The organism is Halostella salina (assembly GCF_003675855.1).
Classification (GTDB): domain Archaea; phylum Halobacteriota; class Halobacteria; order Halobacteriales; family Natronoarchaeaceae; genus Halostella; species Halostella salina.
On record NZ_RCIH01000003.1, the window covers coordinates 61953 to 76597 of the forward strand.

A 14645-nucleotide genomic window follows, 5' to 3' on the forward strand; every position below is an offset into this window, starting at 1 on the left:
GGACGTGGCAGCCGCGAGTGGCCGTCCATTTTAAGTCACGCCGACCTAACATCCGACAAGTGACTCCTATCGGTACAGTGCGCCGTTCAGGTGGTGGCTGATGGCGGGGGACCCGGACGACCGACGGGCTGGCGCGTCGGAGGGCTCGGCCGACGACCAGCCGTCCGCCGCCCCGGCGGACGACCCGACAGCCGGCGACGGCCCACGCGACGACGGCGACACCAGGCCCGCGGAGCCGGGCGGGCTCGACAGCGGCGTGTCGAACCCGACCACGACCGGGGACCGGCCCGAACTGTCGACGTTCGACGCGCTACGGCGACGGATCCGCCGCACCGTCGAGATGCTCCGCGGGTCGACGGTCGACCCGGAGAACTACGACCCCTCGCGGCACGGCCATCTGGTCACCTTCGACGGGCTGGACGGCCACGAGGAGGTCGAGCGCTACTGGGTGAACGCCCCCTTCGCGTTCGTGTCGATACTGTTCGACGAGGCGGCGAACAAGCACCTGTACCACGTCGTCGAGCCGGAACTGGACGCCGACGAGTACGCGCTGCTGTCGGCGCTGTTCGAGGACATCCGCGATCCGCTGATCTACCGGCAGGACGTCGACGAGGAGAACGTGGAGTCGGTGCTCGCCGAGGAGCTTCGGGAACACCTCGAACGCTACGGCGCGGAGGTCGACATGCGGACGTTCCACACGCTGTTTTACTACCTCCACCGGGCGTTCCGCGGGTTCAACAAGATCGACCCGATCATGCAGGACCCCCACATCGAGGACATCTCCTGTGACGGCTACGACCTGCCGATCTTCGTCTATCACGACGAGTACACCGACATCGAGACGAACGTCTCCTTCCAGCGCAACGAACTGGACAACTTCGTCGTCCGTCTCGCCCAGCACTCCGGCCGCCACATCTCCATCGGCGACCCGATGGTCGAGACGACGCTCCCGGACGGGAGCCGCGCCGAGCTCGCGCTCGGCGAGGAGGTGACCCCTCGCGGCTCGGCCTTCACCATCCGGAAGTACTCCGACGAGCCGTTCACGCCGGTCGACCTGCTGGAGTACGGCACGTTCAGCGTCGACCAGATGGCGTACCTCTGGCTGGCGATCGAGAACAACAAGAGCCTCGTGTTCGCCGGCGGGACGGCGTCCGGCAAGACCACGTCGATGAACGCCATCTCGATGTTCATCCCGCCGCGCTCGAAGGTGCTGACCATCGAGGACACGCGCGAACTGACGCTGTACCACGACAACTGGCTCTCCAGCGTCACCCGTGACCGCCTCGCCGAGGGCAACGACATCACGATGTACGACCTCCTGCGCTCCGCGCTGCGCCACCGCCCCGAGTACATCGTCGTCGGCGAGGTCCGCGGGGAGGAGGCGATCACGCTGTTCCAGGCGATGAACACGGGCCACACGACGTACTCGACGATGCACGCCGACAGCGTCCGCACCGTCATCAACCGACTGGAGAACGAGCCGATAAACGTCCCGCGGGCGATGGTCCAGAGCCTGGACGTGCTCTGTGTCCAGACGCTCACCCGGTTCGAGGGCGAGCGCGTGCGCCGCAACAAGACCGTCGCGGAGATCGAGGGGATCGACCAGCGGACCGGCGAACTCGACTACTCGACGGCGTTCTCGTGGAACGCGAGCGACGACTCCTTCGACCGCGGCGACAGCCAGCTGCTGGACGAGATCCGCGACGACAACGGCTGGGACCAGTCCGAACTGCTGCGGGAACTCCAGCGCCGCCGAGACTTCCTCCGCTTCCTCTGGGAGAACGACGTGAGCGACTACCGCCGGTTCACCGCGATGATAAACGAGTACTACTCCGACAAGGAGGCGGCGATGGATTCGATCGGGGCGGACGACGAGCCGCTCGAACCCGAGCCGGCGACCGACTGATGGCGCTCGTCAACTACCTCCCGCTGGTCGTCGCCGTCGCCGTCCTGCTGCCGGTGGCGCTTGCGCCGGTCAGCACCCGGGCGGACCGCGTCGTCACCCGGTTCGCGATGGTCGTGTTCGGCGAGTACGTCAGCGACGTGGGCCGGAAGCGCGCAAGGCGACGCCGCCAGCTCCGCGCGGCCCACCTCCCGACGACGTTCCGACTCTACGCGGCCAAGACGCTGTTTTTCGCCTCGCTGATCGCGCTCGCGGGGAGCGTCCTGGCGACGTACGTCATCTGGGGCGTGCTCACGCTGCTCGCCGTGGACCCGGCGACGATCCGCGAGGCGGTGCCAGAACAGATCGCCTTCGTGGCGAGCGTGGGCGGGGTGACGAGCGTGCCACCGACGGACCTCCTGTTGCTCCTGTTGGCCGCCGGGCTGACCCTGGGCACCGTCGGCGGGCTGGCGACGTACTGGCTCCGCTGGTGGTATCCGCGACACCGCGCCGACGGGCGCGCCGAGCGGATCGAGGTCACGATGCCGGGCACGGTCGCGTTCGTCTACGCGCTCTCCCGCAGCGGGATGCCGTTCCCGAAGGTGATGCGCATCCTCTCGCGGAACCGCGACGTGTACGGCGCGGCCGCCGACGAGATGCGCGTCGCCGTCCGGAACGTGGACCTGTTCGGGATGGACATGATCACGTCGCTGAAGACGATGGCCCGCCGGACGCCCAGCGACGACTTCAAGGAGTTCGGCGAGAACCTCGTCAGCGTCCTCCAGAGCGGGCGGAGCCTCTCGGAGTTCCTCCGACAGCAGTACGAGCAGTACCAGGAGGAGGCCGAGGCCCAGCAGGAACAGCTGCTCAACCTCCTTGCGACGATGGCGGAGGCGTACGTCACCGTGCTGGTCGCCGGGCCGCTCTTTCTCATCACCATCCTCGTGGTCATCGGGATCACCGTCAGCGACACGCTCCCGGCGTTGCGGCTCGTGGTGTATCTCCTGTTGCCGGTCGCCAACGTCGGCTTCGTGATCTACCTCGACTCGGTGATGGGGTCGTACACCGGCTCCGTCGACCGGACCGAACGGGAGGACATCTCGTTACGCGCACCCGACGTTCGCCGCGTGGCCTCGGCGCGCTCCGACGGCGGTCAGCCGGCGGGCGACCACCCGAACATTGAGCGGCTCCGCGCACACCGGCGGTTCCGCTGGCTTCGCGACCGGCTCGGACAGCCGGTGCAGACGGTGATCGACGACCCGACAACACTCCTGTGGGTCACGATCCCGATCGCGATACTCGTCACCGCGGTTCGGTTTCCGTCGGCGATGGTCGACGGGCAGGTCACGGCGGCCGGGGTCGACGACCTGCTGATCCAGGCGGCGCTGTTCGTCGTCGGTTCCTTCGCCCTCGCCTACGAGGTGCACAAGCGCCGGATCGAGGCGATCGAGGCGTCGATCCCCGACTTCCTCGACCGCCTCGCCAGCGTCAACGAGGCGGGGATGACCGTCGTCGAGAGCCTGAACCGCGTCCGGGGCGGCGAACTCGGCGCGCTCAACCGCGAACTCGACCGCGTGTGGGCCGACATCCAGTGGGGCGCGGACATCGACGCCGCGCTGCGCCGGTTCGAGGCGCGGATGCGAACCCCGACGGTCTCGCGGGTCGTCACGCTCATCACGCAGGCGATGAACGCGAGCGGCGACCTCTCGACGGTGCTCCGGATCACCGCCGCGCAGGCGAAGGCGGACCGCCGGCTCAAGCGCGAGCGCAGACAGGAGATGCTGACGTACGTCGTCGTCGTGTACGTCTCCTTCGGCGTCTTCCTCATCATCATCGCGGCGCTGAACAACGTCCTGATCCCGAATCTCCCGGAGGGCGGCGCGGTGGCGAACGACACGTCCGACGCGATCGGGGGCGTCCAGTCGCTCCAGACCGTGAACAGCCTCGGCAGTCTGAACGAGGCGGCGTACACCCTCGTGTTCTTCCACACCACGATCATCCAGGGGGCCTGCTCGGGCTTCGTCGCCGGGCAGATGACCGGCGGGAGCGTCCGCGACGGGGCGAAACACGCCGCCATCCTGCTCGCGCTGGCGTACGCCGCCTTCCTCGTCATCTGATCGCCGGTGTTTACGAGACGCGGCCCGAACGACCGCTATGGACCGCCGCCCCGCCGCGGTTCGGGACACCTACGACCGCATCGCCGGCCACTTCGCGCAGACCCGCGAGTACCCCTGGCCGGAGGTCGAATCGTTCCTCGCCGACGCCCCGGCGGGCGGCGTCGCGCTCGACCTGGGCTGTGGCAACGGCCGTCATGCCGAACTTCTCGCCGAGCGCGCGGACCGCGTCGTCGGCGCGGACGTGAGCAGCGGGCTGCTGGAAACCGCCCGCGACCGCGCCGCCGAACGCGGGTTCGCGGTCGACCTCCTGCAGTGCGACGCCGCCGCGCTCCCGCTGGCGACCGACGCCGTCGCCGTCGCGGTCTACGTCGCCACGCTCCACCACCTCCCGACCCGCGAGGCCCGCGTCGCCAGCCTCGACGAGCTCGCCCGCGTCCTCGCGCCGGACGGCGTCGCGCTCGTCTCCGTCTGGAGCACCGCCCACGACCGCTTCGACGCCGACGAGGGGTTCGACACGACCGTCGACTGGACGCTGCCGGGCGGCGAGACGGTCCCGCGGTTCTACCACGTGTACTCGCCCGCCGAGTTCGAGGCGGATCTGGGCGACAGCGACCTGACCGTCAGGAAGGCGTTCGTTTCCAGCGGCAACTGCTACGCCGCCGTCGAGCCCGCGGCCGACTGAAAAGGACAACGCCCTTATTGCAGGACGAGTTAGCGATTCGTGAGCGCCGGACTGGTGGACGGTATCCGCCGAACCGCTGCGCGAGTGAGCGCCGATGGTGAGCAAACCCGGAGGGTTTGCGAGCCACGGGGCACGAGCGAACGAAGTGAGCGACCTGCGCCGATGTCCGACCGAGCGTAGCGAGGTCGGGGTCGGGGCGAATGAACGCAGTGAATGAGCGCCGATGGTCTAGTGGCAGGACCTGAGCCTTCCAAGCTCATGGCCCGGGTTCAAATCCCGGTCGGCGCATTTCTGCGAGGAACGGACGTGACGAGCGAAATCGCCGGCGGGATTTGAACTACGCGAGACCGAACGAAGTGAGGTCTCGCCATCGAGTTCAAATCCCGGTCGGCGCACTCCCTACGGTCGTTTGCCGACCGACCTCCCGCTCGCGTTGCTCGCGGGAGTCCCGGTCGGCGCATTTCTGCGAGGAACGGACGTGAGACACGTTTGAGCGGCCGGCTTCCCGCCCCGAACTCACCGCTCGGTGTACGGTTTCTCTATCTCGGGGTCGACCGTGAGGACCGCGTTCATCCGGCGGGTGACGGCGTCGAACAGCGTGATGGCCGGCGAGAGCGCTCGCTCCACGAACCGCACCGGCGACGCGACCGCGAGCGCCCAGCGTTGCGCGTTGCCGAGGCCGAACGCCTTCGGCACGATCTCGCCGAAGATCAGGACGAGAGTGCTGGTGACGACGGTGGTCGCCACGATCGCCTGCCCTGGCGGGAGATAGTTGGCGATGAGAACCGTCACGATGCTGGAGATGGCGACGTTCACGATGTTGTTGCCGACGAGCAGCGTCACCAGAAGGCGGTGCGGGTCGTCGTACAGCTCCCGCAGCACGTGCGCGCGCTGGTCGTCGCTCGCTGACTCCCGCTCGACCCACTCGGGCGGGAGCGAGAAGATCGCCGTCTCGGAACTGGAGAAGAACGCGCTCAACGCGAGGAGGCCGAGGACCGCGACGACTCCGCCACCCACGACGACTGGACTGATCATGGAGCGTCGTTCGGACAGGCCGTCCATGAAACCCCCCGGAAGACGGCGCGTGCTCGATCGGCACGACCGCGACGCAGGGCAGGCTACCGGGACGCATGGACCGCCACGCGTTCTCCGATTTCGGCGGCCTCGTAGGCCCGGTCGATGATCCGGAGGTCGGCGTACCCCTCCTCGCCGTCGGACTCGCAGGTCCCGCCGTCCAGCACGCAGTCGGCGAAGTAGTCGAACTCCTCGCACACCTCGTCGACCGGGCGGCCGGCGTAGCTGGTCCGGGCCTCGCCGCGGGCGAGGACGACGCCCTCGGTGGCGTGGCCGCCGAAGGGCGAGTGGACGATCACCTGGCCCTCGGTCCCGAGCACTTGGAGGCGGCTGTCGTGGTGGCCGCCGAAGCTGGCGGTACAGGACGCCGTGACGCCGTCGGGGAAGGTCAGCAGGAGCGCGGCGTGTTCCTCGACGCGGTCGAACGGCGCGCCCGAACTCTGCGTCTCGGCGCTGACGGCGACCGGGTCGGCGTCGAGCAGGAACCGGCTGGTGTTCAGCGGGTAGACGCCCAGGTCCATCAGCGCGCCGCCGCCCGCGACGTCGGGGTCGAGCCGCCAGGACTCGGGGCCGGCGTTGTCGAGCAGGCGCGAGGAAAAACCCGCGTGGATCTGGACGGGGTCGCCGATAGCGCCGTCCCGGATCGCCTCGCGCATCCGGCGGATCGCCGGCTCGGTCCGGAGCCGGTAGGCGGTCATGAGCACCACGCCCGCGTCGGCACAGGCGTCGACCATCCGCTCGGCGTCCGCGACGGTCGCGGCGAGGGGCTTCTCGCAGAGGACGTGCTTACCGAGGTCGGCCGCGGCGACGGCGTACTCGTCGTGAAACGCGGGCGGCGTCGACACGTACGCCGCGTCGTAGCGGTCGGCCGCCTCCCCCTCGCGGAACGCGTCGTAGGAGACGGTGCGCTCGGTCCCGAACTCGTCCGCGAGCGACGCGGCCTTGTCGGGCGACCCGCTGACCAGCACCGTCGCCTCGCAGAAGTCGCTGTCGCGGATCGCCGGGAGCGCGCGGTTGCGGGCGAAGCCGCCGAGACCGACGACCGCGATCCGGACGGTGCCCTCGCTCGCGGTCCGCCAGTCGCGGCGGTTGAACTCACCGAAGTACGTTCCGGAGTCCATCCCTCGACGTACCGCCGCCAGCGGCTAATGCGTTGTTCGTTCCCACGCGAGATGTCGGATCCCGATCGTGCCGTGTCACCGGGGTATTTATCCGCCGCCTGCCAACCCGCGGGTATGCCCGGAGACAGCGAGGACCCGAACGACGAGGTACAGTACCACCTGGAGGTCGGTCCCGAGGACGTGGCGGACGCCGTCCTGTTGCCCGGCAACCCCGAGCGCGTCGACAAGATCACGGCGCTGTGGGACGACCACGAGGAGCGCGCCCATCACCGCGAGTACCGCACCGCGACTGGGACGTACGAGGGCGCGCCGATCAGCGTCACATCGACGGGGATCGGCTCGCCCTCGGCGGCCATCGCCGTCGAGGAACTGGCCCGCGTCGGCGTCGACACGTACATCCGCGTCGGCTCCTGCGGGTCGATCAAGCCGGAGGCAGAGGTCGGCGACCTGATCATCACCACCGGCGCGGTGCGACAGGAGGGGACCACAGACGAGTACGTCCGGGAGGACTACCCCGCCAGCGCGAACCACGAGGTCGTCTCGGCGCTGGTCGCCGCCGCCGAACGGCTGGGCCACGACTACCACACCGGGATCACGACCAGCACCGACAGCTTCTACGCCGGCCAGGGCCGCCCCGGCTTCGACGGGTTCGAGGCCGCCGGCAGCGACGAACTGGTCGAGAACCTCAAGGAGGCAAACGTAACGAACATCGAGATGGAGGCCAGTTCCATCATCACGCTCGCGAACCTGTACGGCCTGCGCGCCGGCGCGGTCTGTTCCGTCTACGCGAACCGCGAGACCGGCGAGTTCCGCACGGAGGGCGAGAGCCGCGCCGCGGAGACCGCGTCGCTCGCGGTCAAACTGCTGGCGAAGATGGACGCGAAGAAGGCCGAGGCCGGCGTCGACGAGTGGCACGCCGGGCTGAGCCTGGACTGACGACGGGCCGGGAGGACCCGCTCCGGGTAGCGGAGCGTGGTCCGATACGGGGGAGGGCAGGCGGTCAGCGGCAGGCGAGACCCGACAAGCATCCGCGCGAGCGGAGCGAGCGGGGTTCCCTACACACCAGCATACGGCGGCTTTGCTGCCGTTTCACCGCGAGCGCCGGCGGCGCTCGCGGCCTTTTTCATCGAAGTTTTTCCCGGGAGCGGTCGCCGAAGGCGACCCGACCGGGAAAAAGTTCGTCTAGAGATCGGGCCACGCCTTCAGCGCGCGGCCGTACGACGACACGTCGGCGATCCAGCGGGCGGCGATGGCCTTCTTCAGCGTCTCGGCGGGGAGGGAGCCGAAGGTGTTGAACGGGAGCATCATCACGTCGTGGGCGACGGCCTCGTCGCCGACGGAGATGACCGTCCCCTTGTCCTTGTGGGTCCAGGTTTTCAGCGGCCGGTCGTCAACCGCACGGGCGACGTTCTCGCCGGCGACCTCGGCGGCCTGCCAGGCGGCCTGGGCCGTCGGCGGCGCGGGCTGGTCGTTCTGCTCGACGATGGCGGAGTCGCCGAGGGCGAACACCCGGTCGTCGCTTGTCTCGAAGGTGGCCTCGGCGTTGACGCGGTTGTGCTCCTTCTCTACGTCCGCGCCGTCGAGCGCGTCGCGGCCGGTGATGCCGCCGGTCCAGAGGAAGGTGTCGTACTCCAGGGGCTCGCCCTCGTCGAAGTAGATGGCGTCCTCGCCGGCCTCGACGATGGGGTCGTCGGTGAGGATCTCGATGTCGGCGTCCTGAAGCCGCTTCCGGAGCGCGCCCTGGACCTCGGGGTCGTTGCCCGGGAAGATCTCTTCGAGGGCTTCGACGAGGTAGATGTCGATGGGGGCCTGGTGCTCGTCGCGGAACTCCGCTATCTCGCCGGCGCTCTGGATGCCCGAGAGGCCGGCACCGCCGACGACGACCTGCGCGGGGTCGTTCCGGGTGGCGTCCCGGGCGGCGGCCTTGACTTCCTCGTGGATCTCGAGGGCGTCGTCGAGGCTCTTCAGCGTGAGCGCGTTCTCCGCCATCCCCTCGATGCCGTAGTAGGCGGTCTGGCTGCCGAGCGCGACGAGGACGTAATCGTAGTCGATCTCGTCGCCGTCGGCCAGTTCGACCGTTCGTTCGTCGACGTCCAAGTCCACGACCTCACCCTCGACGAAGCGGGTCGTCGGGGACTTGATCTCGTCGACCGGAATGGTGATCTTCTCCTGAACCGTCGGGTCCCGGATGCAGCGGTGTGACTCGTGGAGGACGAGGTGGTAGTCGTTGTCGGCCACCCACGTCAGCTCCGCCGAGTTGCCGAGTTCGTCTTCGAGCTGCTTGACCGCGCCTGCACCGGCGTACCCCGCGCCGAGAACGACAACCTTGGCTGTCATGGCTCGAACTGGGGAACCCTGCGATACAAAGGCTTTGAAAGCCACACCGCGTGGTTCGTGGTAGCACGATACGCCGTCTCACGATCGGACGGCGGCCTGCCCGACTTGAGTCGAAAACGAAACCGCAGTCAGTGCTCCGGTTCGCCCGCGGGTGCCCGCATCTCCTCGATCCGGAGGATGAGGATGTTGCTGGTGTCGTCCTTGCCGTCCACCTCGCCCTTGATCTGGAGCTTCGAGAGCGGCGTCGGGCCGACGGTGACCGAGTCGCCCTCGTGGAAGTCGCGGACGGACCCCTGCAGGTGGATCTCGGCGCGACAGAGTTCGGGGTGGTGGACGCTGCTCAGGTCGATCTCCTCGACGTTGGCGTCGGTCACGTTCTCGCCCTCGTGCTGGAGCGGGACGGCGGCCGGCTCGTCCATCTGCTGGATCTCCAGCGCCTCGTAGGCGGTCGCGGTCGGCTTGTACCCACCCTTCGGTCCCGGAACGCCCTCGACGAGCTGGAGTGCTTTCAGGCTCTGCATCTGGTTGCGGATCGTCCCCGGATTCCGGTCGACCTCGTCGGCGATGTCCTCGCCCTTGACCGCGTCTTCGGTCTCCCGGTGGAGATTGATAAGCGCGTTGAGAATTGTTTTCTGACTGGGCGTCAGTTCGATCGATGACATGGGAAAACCTTCGTAATAGATTTCCTTAAATCCGACGGTGAAGCTAGGATTTAGCGACGTCGAACCGTCGGTCGCTCGGAGCCGTAAGCCTGTTGATGTCAGGAGGGCGGCGGGATCGGTCTCCCGATCGATCGGCGACTGCGGGAAAAATAGAACAACTGACATACGAACTTTTTCAGCCCCTCCGGGAAGCGATAGCCATTTGTCGGTCGGTCGTGGCGTTGCAGCCATGCACGGGCAACGCGTCCTCGTAACCGGCGGCGCGGGGTTCATCGGCTCGAACCTCGCCAACCACCTTGCGGCGGACAACGACGTGGTCGTCGTCGACGACCTCTATCTCGGCACGCCCGAGAACCTCGACGACGACGTCGAGTTCCACGAGGCCAGCGTGCTGGACGACGACCTGCCGACCGACGTCGACGCCGTGTTTCACTTCGCCGCGCTCTCCTCGCGGGCGATGCTGGAGGACGACCCCCAGCGCGGCGCACGCGTCAACGTCGAGGGGTTCGTCAACGTCGTCGAGCAGGCCCGCGCCGACGGCTGTGACACCGTCGTGTACGCCTCTACGTCCTCCATCTACGACGACGACCTGCCCTCCAGTGAGGACGAGGACGTCGTCGCCGACACCGGCTACGAGGCGTCGATGCTGGGCCGCGAGCGGTACATGGAGTACTACAACGAGTTCTACGACGACCTGACCGTCGCCGGGATGCGCTTCTTCTCGGTGTATCAGGGGTACGGCGGCGCGGAGGAGCACAAAGGCGAGTTCGCCAACACCGTCTCGCAGTTCGCCGACAAGGTGGCCCGGGGCGAACCGCCGGTCCTGTGGGGCGACGGCACGCAGACGCGGGATTTCGTCCACGTCTCCGACGTGGTCAGCGCGCTGGTTCGGGCCGCCGAGGAACGCCTGACCGGCGCGTACAACGTCGGGACGGGGGACCACTACTCGTTCAACGAGGTGGTCGACCTGATCAACGATGCGCTCGGCACGGATGTCGAACCGGAGTACGAGCCGATCCAGCTGAAAAACTACAATCACCAGCAGCGAGCCGACGCCTCGAAGCTCCGCGAGGCGACGGGCTGGGAGCCGACGGTCGACTTCGAGGACGGCGTTCGGCGGGTCTGCGAACCGTACCAGTAAATCACCGGATTTAATCGCCGCGACGGCGGAGCCCCGGGCATGACCGACACCGTCAGAGTCGTCGGCGTCCCCGCCGACTACGGGGCGAACCGACGCGGCGTCGACATGGGACCGTCGGCGATCCGGTACGCCGGACTGGCCGAGGCCATCGAGAGCGCCGGCGTGGACTGCGTGGACGGGGGCGACGTTCCGGCCCCGCGGCCGGAGGAGCGCGATCCCGACCGGGAGACCCCGGCGACCGGCGACGCGAAGTTCCTCCGCGAGATCGAGGGTGTGTGTCGTCGCCTGCGCGACGAGACCGCCGGCGCGATCGCGGACGGTGAGACGCCGCTCGTGCTCGGCGGCGACCACTCCATCGCGATGGGCTCTCTCGGCGGTGCCACCCGTGACGCCTCGCTCGGGGCCGTCTGGTTCGACGCCCACGCTGACCTGAACACGCCTGCGACGACGCCCAGCGGCAACGTCCACGGGATGCCGCTGGCCGCCGCGCTCGGCCGAGGGGAGATCGGCGCGACCGAGTGGGCGAACGCGCCCGGACTCGCAGAGGAGAACGTCGCCCTCGTCGGCCTCCGGAGCCTCGACGACCCCGAGAAGGAGGTTATCCGGGAGAGCGACGTGGCTGCATTCACGATGTCGGACATCGACGAGCGCGGCATCACGCCCGTCGTCGAGGACGCGCTGGACGTGGCCACCGACGGCACCGACGGCATCCACGTCAGCCTCGATCTGGACTGGCTCGACCCCAACGAGGCACCCGGCGTCGGGACGCCCGTCCGGGGCGGCGTCACCTACCGCGAGGCCCACGCCGCGATGGAGGCGGTCGCCCTACGCGACGAGCGCAACGGCGTCCTCCGGTCGATGGAGGCCGTCGAAGTGAACCCCATCCTCGACGAGCAGAACGAGACGGCCCGACTCGCCGTGGAACTCGCCGCCAGCGCCTTCGGACGGCGGGTGCTGTGAGCGCGCGGCCCGACAGGCCTTTAAGTGCTTCTCGCAACAAGGGTTCGTAGTGAGGAGGACCGCGGCGGGGTTCTACGGACGTTCGACTCCCGAGCGACGGTGTTATCGGGTTCAGTGAAAACAGCGAGTGACAACCGACGGAGCGACGGCGCTACTCGCCGTCGGGTTCCGGCAGCACGTCGACGCTGGCGACGGTGTCGCCGTCCGCCAGGTCCATCACGGTGACCCCCATCGTGTTCCGGCTGACGGAGGTGACGTCGTTCGCCCGAGTTCGCATGATCTGGCCCTGTTCGCTCATCGCGACCAGCCCGTCGGCCGGCCCGACAGATTTGACCGAGACGACGCGGCCGTTCCGGTCGCCGGTCTTGATGTCGATCAGACCCTTGCCGTAGCGTGACTGGGTGCTGTACTCCGCAAGCTGGGTTCGCTTGCCGAACCCGTTTTCGGTGACGGTGAGCAGCGCGCGGTCGTCGCCCTCGTCGGTCGCCACGAGGCCGGCCACTTCGTCGTCGCCCTCCAGTTTGATCGCGCCGACGCCGCGGGCGTTGCGGCCCATCTCGCGGACCTCGCTCTCGTCGAACCGGATCGTCATCCCGTCGCGCGTGGCGACGACGAGGTCGCGCTCGCCGTCGGTGACCGCCACGTCGACCAGTTCGTCCCCGTCCTCCAGGTCTGCGGCGATGATCCCCGTCGAGAGGACGTTCTCGAACTCGGTCGCGGCGGTGCGCTTGATGTAGCCGTCGCGGGTGACCGTCGTCACGCACTCGTCGTCGGTGAACTCGTCGGTGGCGACGACGGCGGTGATCTCCTCGCCGTCGTCGAAGTCGATGAGGTTGACCGCGGACTTGCCGCGCGCGGTGCGGCTCATCTCCGGGATCTCGTAGGTCTTCAGGCGGTACACCTGCCCGTGGTTGGTGAAACACAGCAGGTAGTCGTGGGTGTTGGCCCGGAACACCTTCGAGACGCGGTCGCCCTCCTTCACGTCGACGCCGATGATCCCCTTGCCGCCGCGGTTCTGCGCCTCGAACCGGTCGAGGGGCATCCGCTTGACGTAGTCGTCCTCGGTGACGACGACGACCACGTCCTCCTCGGGGATGAGGTCCTCGTGGGTGACGGTGCCCTCGTCCTCGACGATGCTCGTCTTGCGCTCGTCGCCGTACTCCTCTTTGATCTCGCGCAGTTCGTCCTTGATGACCGCGAGGAGTTCGTCCTCGTCGCCGAGGATGGTCTCCAGGCGCTCGATGCGCTCCTGGACCGCCTCGTACTCCTCCTCTATCTCCGCGGCCTCCATCGAGGTGAGGCTGCCCAGCTGCATCCGGACGATATGGTCGGCCTGGTCCTGCGAGAAGTCGTACGCCTCGATCAGCGCGTCCTTGGCGGCGTCGCGGTCGGCGGCGTCGCGGATCAGTTCGACCACGTCCTCGGCGTTTTCGAGCGCGGTGAGGCGGCCTTCGAGGATGTGCGCGCGGTCCTCCGCCTCCGCGAGGTCGTACTCGCTGCGGCGGCGGACGACCTCCTTGCGGTGGGCGACGTACTCCTCAAGGGTCTCCTTCAGCGTCAGCACCTTCGGCTGGCCGTCGACCAGCGCGAGGTTGATGACGCCGAACGTCGTTTCGAGGTGGTTCTCCAGCAGCTGGTTCTTGACGACCTCGGCGTTCGCGCCGCGCTTGAGTTCGACGACGACGCGGACGCCGTCCCGGTCGGACTCGTCGCGCAGGTCGCGGACGCCCTCGATCTTCCCCTCGTTGACGTCCTCGGCGATGCGCTCGACCATCCGCGCCTTGTTCGCCTGGTAGGGGACCTCCGTGATGACGATCCGCTCGTCGTCCTCGACCTCGAACTCGGCGCGGACGCGGATCCGTCCCCGGCCGGTCGAGTACGCGGAGTAGATGGCGTCGCGGCCGACGATGTTCGCGCCGGTCGGGAAGTCCGGCCCCTTGACGTGCTCCATCAGGTCGTCCACGTCGCAGTCGGGGTCGTCGATGAGGTGGATCGTCGCGTCGATCACCTCGCGCAGATTGTGCGGCGGGATGTTCGTCGACATCCCCACTGCGATGCCCGAAGAGCCGTTGACCAGCAGGTTCGGGAACGCCGAGGGGAGGACCTCCGGCTCCTGCAGGCGGTCGTCGTAGTTGGACTGGAAGTCGACGGTGTCCTTCTCGATGTCTTCGAGCAGTTCCTCGGAGATGGGGCTCATCCGGGCCTCCGTGTACCGCATGGCGGCCGCGGGGTCGCCGTCCATCGAGCCGAAGTTCCCCTGGCCGTCGACCAGCGGGTAGCGCATCGAGAAGTCCTGGGCCATCCGTGTCAGCGTGTCGTAGATGGGCCCGTCGCCGTGCGGGTGGTAGTCACCCATCGTCTCGCCCACTACGGACGAGGACTTGCGGTGCGAGGAGCCGCTGGAGACGCCCATCTCGTGCATCGCGTAGAGGATGCGGCGGTGGACGGGCTTGAGACCGTCGCGCACGTCCGGCAGCGCGCGGCCGGCGATGACGCTCATCGCGTAGTCGATGTAGCTCTGCTCCATCTCGTCCTCGATGCGGACGCGGTCGACGCGCGCGGCGTCGGCGTCCACGTCGGTCGGATCGGGTGCGTCGGAACTCATGTGTTCACCTCGTTAGCCGTCGTATTAGATCCGCGAGCGCCGGTCGGCGCGAGCGGCTTTTTTG

General features: G+C 68.2%; 11 protein-coding genes and 1 tRNA gene. 7 read left to right on the plus strand and 5 right to left on the minus strand.

What is annotated here, in order from left to right; all coding sequences use genetic code 11:
• The first annotated feature begins 100 nt into the window (after window positions 1-100).
• The 4 genes from D8896_RS06390 (at window position 101) to D8896_RS06405 (ending at window position 4969) form a co-directional block, all read left to right on the plus strand.
• Window positions 101-1906 (plus strand): type II/IV secretion system ATPase subunit, encoded by a 1806-nt coding sequence (locus D8896_RS06390; RefSeq protein WP_121821262.1) that lies wholly within the window; start codon window positions 101-103, stop codon window positions 1904-1906.
• On the plus strand, window positions 1906-3999 hold the full coding sequence (locus D8896_RS06395; RefSeq protein ID WP_121821263.1) for a type II secretion system F family protein: 2094 nt from the start codon (window positions 1906-1908) through the stop codon (window positions 3997-3999). The genes D8896_RS06390 and D8896_RS06395 overlap by 1 nt, the downstream gene beginning before the upstream one ends.
• A 37-nt stretch (window positions 4000-4036) precedes the next feature.
• A complete protein-coding gene (locus tag D8896_RS06400) occupies window positions 4037-4681 on the plus strand; it encodes a class I SAM-dependent methyltransferase (protein WP_121821264.1) in 645 nt (214 codons plus the stop codon).
• A gap of 217 nt (window positions 4682-4898) precedes the next feature.
• Window positions 4899-4969: transfer RNA gene (locus tag D8896_RS06405), tRNA-Gly, on the plus strand.
• Window positions 4970-5197: 228 nt separating this feature from the next.
• Here D8896_RS06405 and D8896_RS06410 read toward each other — a convergent pair.
• Together D8896_RS06410 and gfo6 are read right to left on the minus strand one after the other, a co-directional pair.
• Entirely contained in the window at window positions 5198-5716 is a 519-nt protein-coding gene (locus D8896_RS06410; protein ID WP_121821265.1) for a CNNM domain-containing protein, read from the minus strand.
• A gap of 83 nt (window positions 5717-5799) precedes the next feature.
• Window positions 5800-6876, minus strand: coding sequence for a D-xylose 1-dehydrogenase Gfo6 (gfo6, locus tag D8896_RS06415; RefSeq protein ID WP_121821266.1), 1077 nt, complete (start codon window positions 6874-6876; stop codon window positions 5800-5802).
• Window positions 6877-6990: 114 nt separating this feature from the next.
• Here gfo6 and D8896_RS06420 point away from each other — a divergent pair, with 114 nt between their 5' ends.
• Window positions 6991-7812: a nucleoside phosphorylase gene (locus D8896_RS06420; RefSeq protein ID WP_121821267.1), complete on the plus strand. Its 822-nt coding sequence runs from the start codon at window positions 6991-6993 to the stop codon at window positions 7810-7812.
• A 246-nt stretch (window positions 7813-8058) separates the two neighbouring features.
• On the opposite strand, the gene D8896_RS06425 is transcribed toward D8896_RS06420, so the two are convergent.
• Both D8896_RS06425 and D8896_RS06430 read right to left on the minus strand, forming a co-directional pair.
• Window positions 8059-9213 (minus strand): NAD(P)/FAD-dependent oxidoreductase, encoded by a 1155-nt coding sequence (locus D8896_RS06425; RefSeq protein WP_121821268.1) that lies wholly within the window; start codon window positions 9211-9213, stop codon window positions 8059-8061.
• 128 nt (window positions 9214-9341) lie between these two features.
• Complete coding sequence (locus D8896_RS06430; protein WP_121821269.1) at window positions 9342-9875, minus strand: Rrf2 family transcriptional regulator; 534 nt, start codon at window positions 9873-9875, stop codon at window positions 9342-9344.
• 229 nt (window positions 9876-10104) lie between these two features.
• Here D8896_RS06430 and D8896_RS06435 point away from each other — a divergent pair, with 229 nt between their 5' ends.
• Both D8896_RS06435 and rocF read left to right on the plus strand, forming a co-directional pair.
• On the plus strand, window positions 10105-11016 hold the full coding sequence (locus D8896_RS06435; protein ID WP_121821270.1) for an NAD-dependent epimerase/dehydratase family protein: 912 nt from the start codon (window positions 10105-10107) through the stop codon (window positions 11014-11016).
• 39 nt (window positions 11017-11055) lie between these two features.
• Window positions 11056-11976: an arginase gene (gene rocF, locus D8896_RS06440; RefSeq protein WP_121821271.1), complete on the plus strand. Its 921-nt coding sequence runs from the start codon at window positions 11056-11058 to the stop codon at window positions 11974-11976.
• A 151-nt stretch (window positions 11977-12127) separates the two neighbouring features.
• Here the strand turns inward: rocF and gyrA are convergent, their stop codons facing one another.
• Window positions 12128-14581 (minus strand): DNA gyrase subunit A, encoded by a 2454-nt coding sequence (gyrA, locus tag D8896_RS06445; protein WP_121821272.1) that lies wholly within the window; start codon window positions 14579-14581, stop codon window positions 12128-12130.
• Between the last annotated feature and the right edge of the window lie 64 nt (window positions 14582-14645).

Excerpts from the sequence above, each read along its gene's own strand:
- D8896_RS06400 (WP_121821264.1), top strand. The coding sequence starts at position 4,037 with ATGGACCGCCGCCCCGCCGCGGTTCGGGACACCTACGACCGCATCGCC.
- gyrA (WP_121821272.1), bottom strand. The coding sequence starts at position 14,581 with ATGAGTTCCGACGCACCCGATCCGACCGACGTGGACGCCGACGCCGCG.
- D8896_RS06395 (WP_121821263.1), top strand. The coding sequence starts at position 1,906 with ATGGCGCTCGTCAACTACCTCCCGCTGGTCGTCGCCGTCGCCGTCCTG.
- D8896_RS06430 (WP_121821269.1), bottom strand. The coding sequence starts at position 9,875 with ATGTCATCGATCGAACTGACGCCCAGTCAGAAAACAATTCTCAACGCG.
- rocF (WP_121821271.1), top strand. The coding sequence starts at position 11,056 with ATGACCGACACCGTCAGAGTCGTCGGCGTCCCCGCCGACTACGGGGCG.
- D8896_RS06390 (WP_121821262.1), top strand. The coding sequence starts at position 101 with ATGGCGGGGGACCCGGACGACCGACGGGCTGGCGCGTCGGAGGGCTCG.
- gfo6 (WP_121821266.1), bottom strand. The coding sequence starts at position 6,876 with ATGGACTCCGGAACGTACTTCGGTGAGTTCAACCGCCGCGACTGGCGG.
- D8896_RS06435 (WP_121821270.1), top strand. The coding sequence starts at position 10,105 with ATGCACGGGCAACGCGTCCTCGTAACCGGCGGCGCGGGGTTCATCGGC.
- D8896_RS06420 (WP_121821267.1), top strand. The coding sequence starts at position 6,991 with ATGCCCGGAGACAGCGAGGACCCGAACGACGAGGTACAGTACCACCTG.
- D8896_RS06425 (WP_121821268.1), bottom strand. The coding sequence starts at position 9,213 with ATGACAGCCAAGGTTGTCGTTCTCGGCGCGGGGTACGCCGGTGCAGGC.
- D8896_RS06410 (WP_121821265.1), bottom strand. The coding sequence starts at position 5,716 with ATGATCAGTCCAGTCGTCGTGGGTGGCGGAGTCGTCGCGGTCCTCGGC.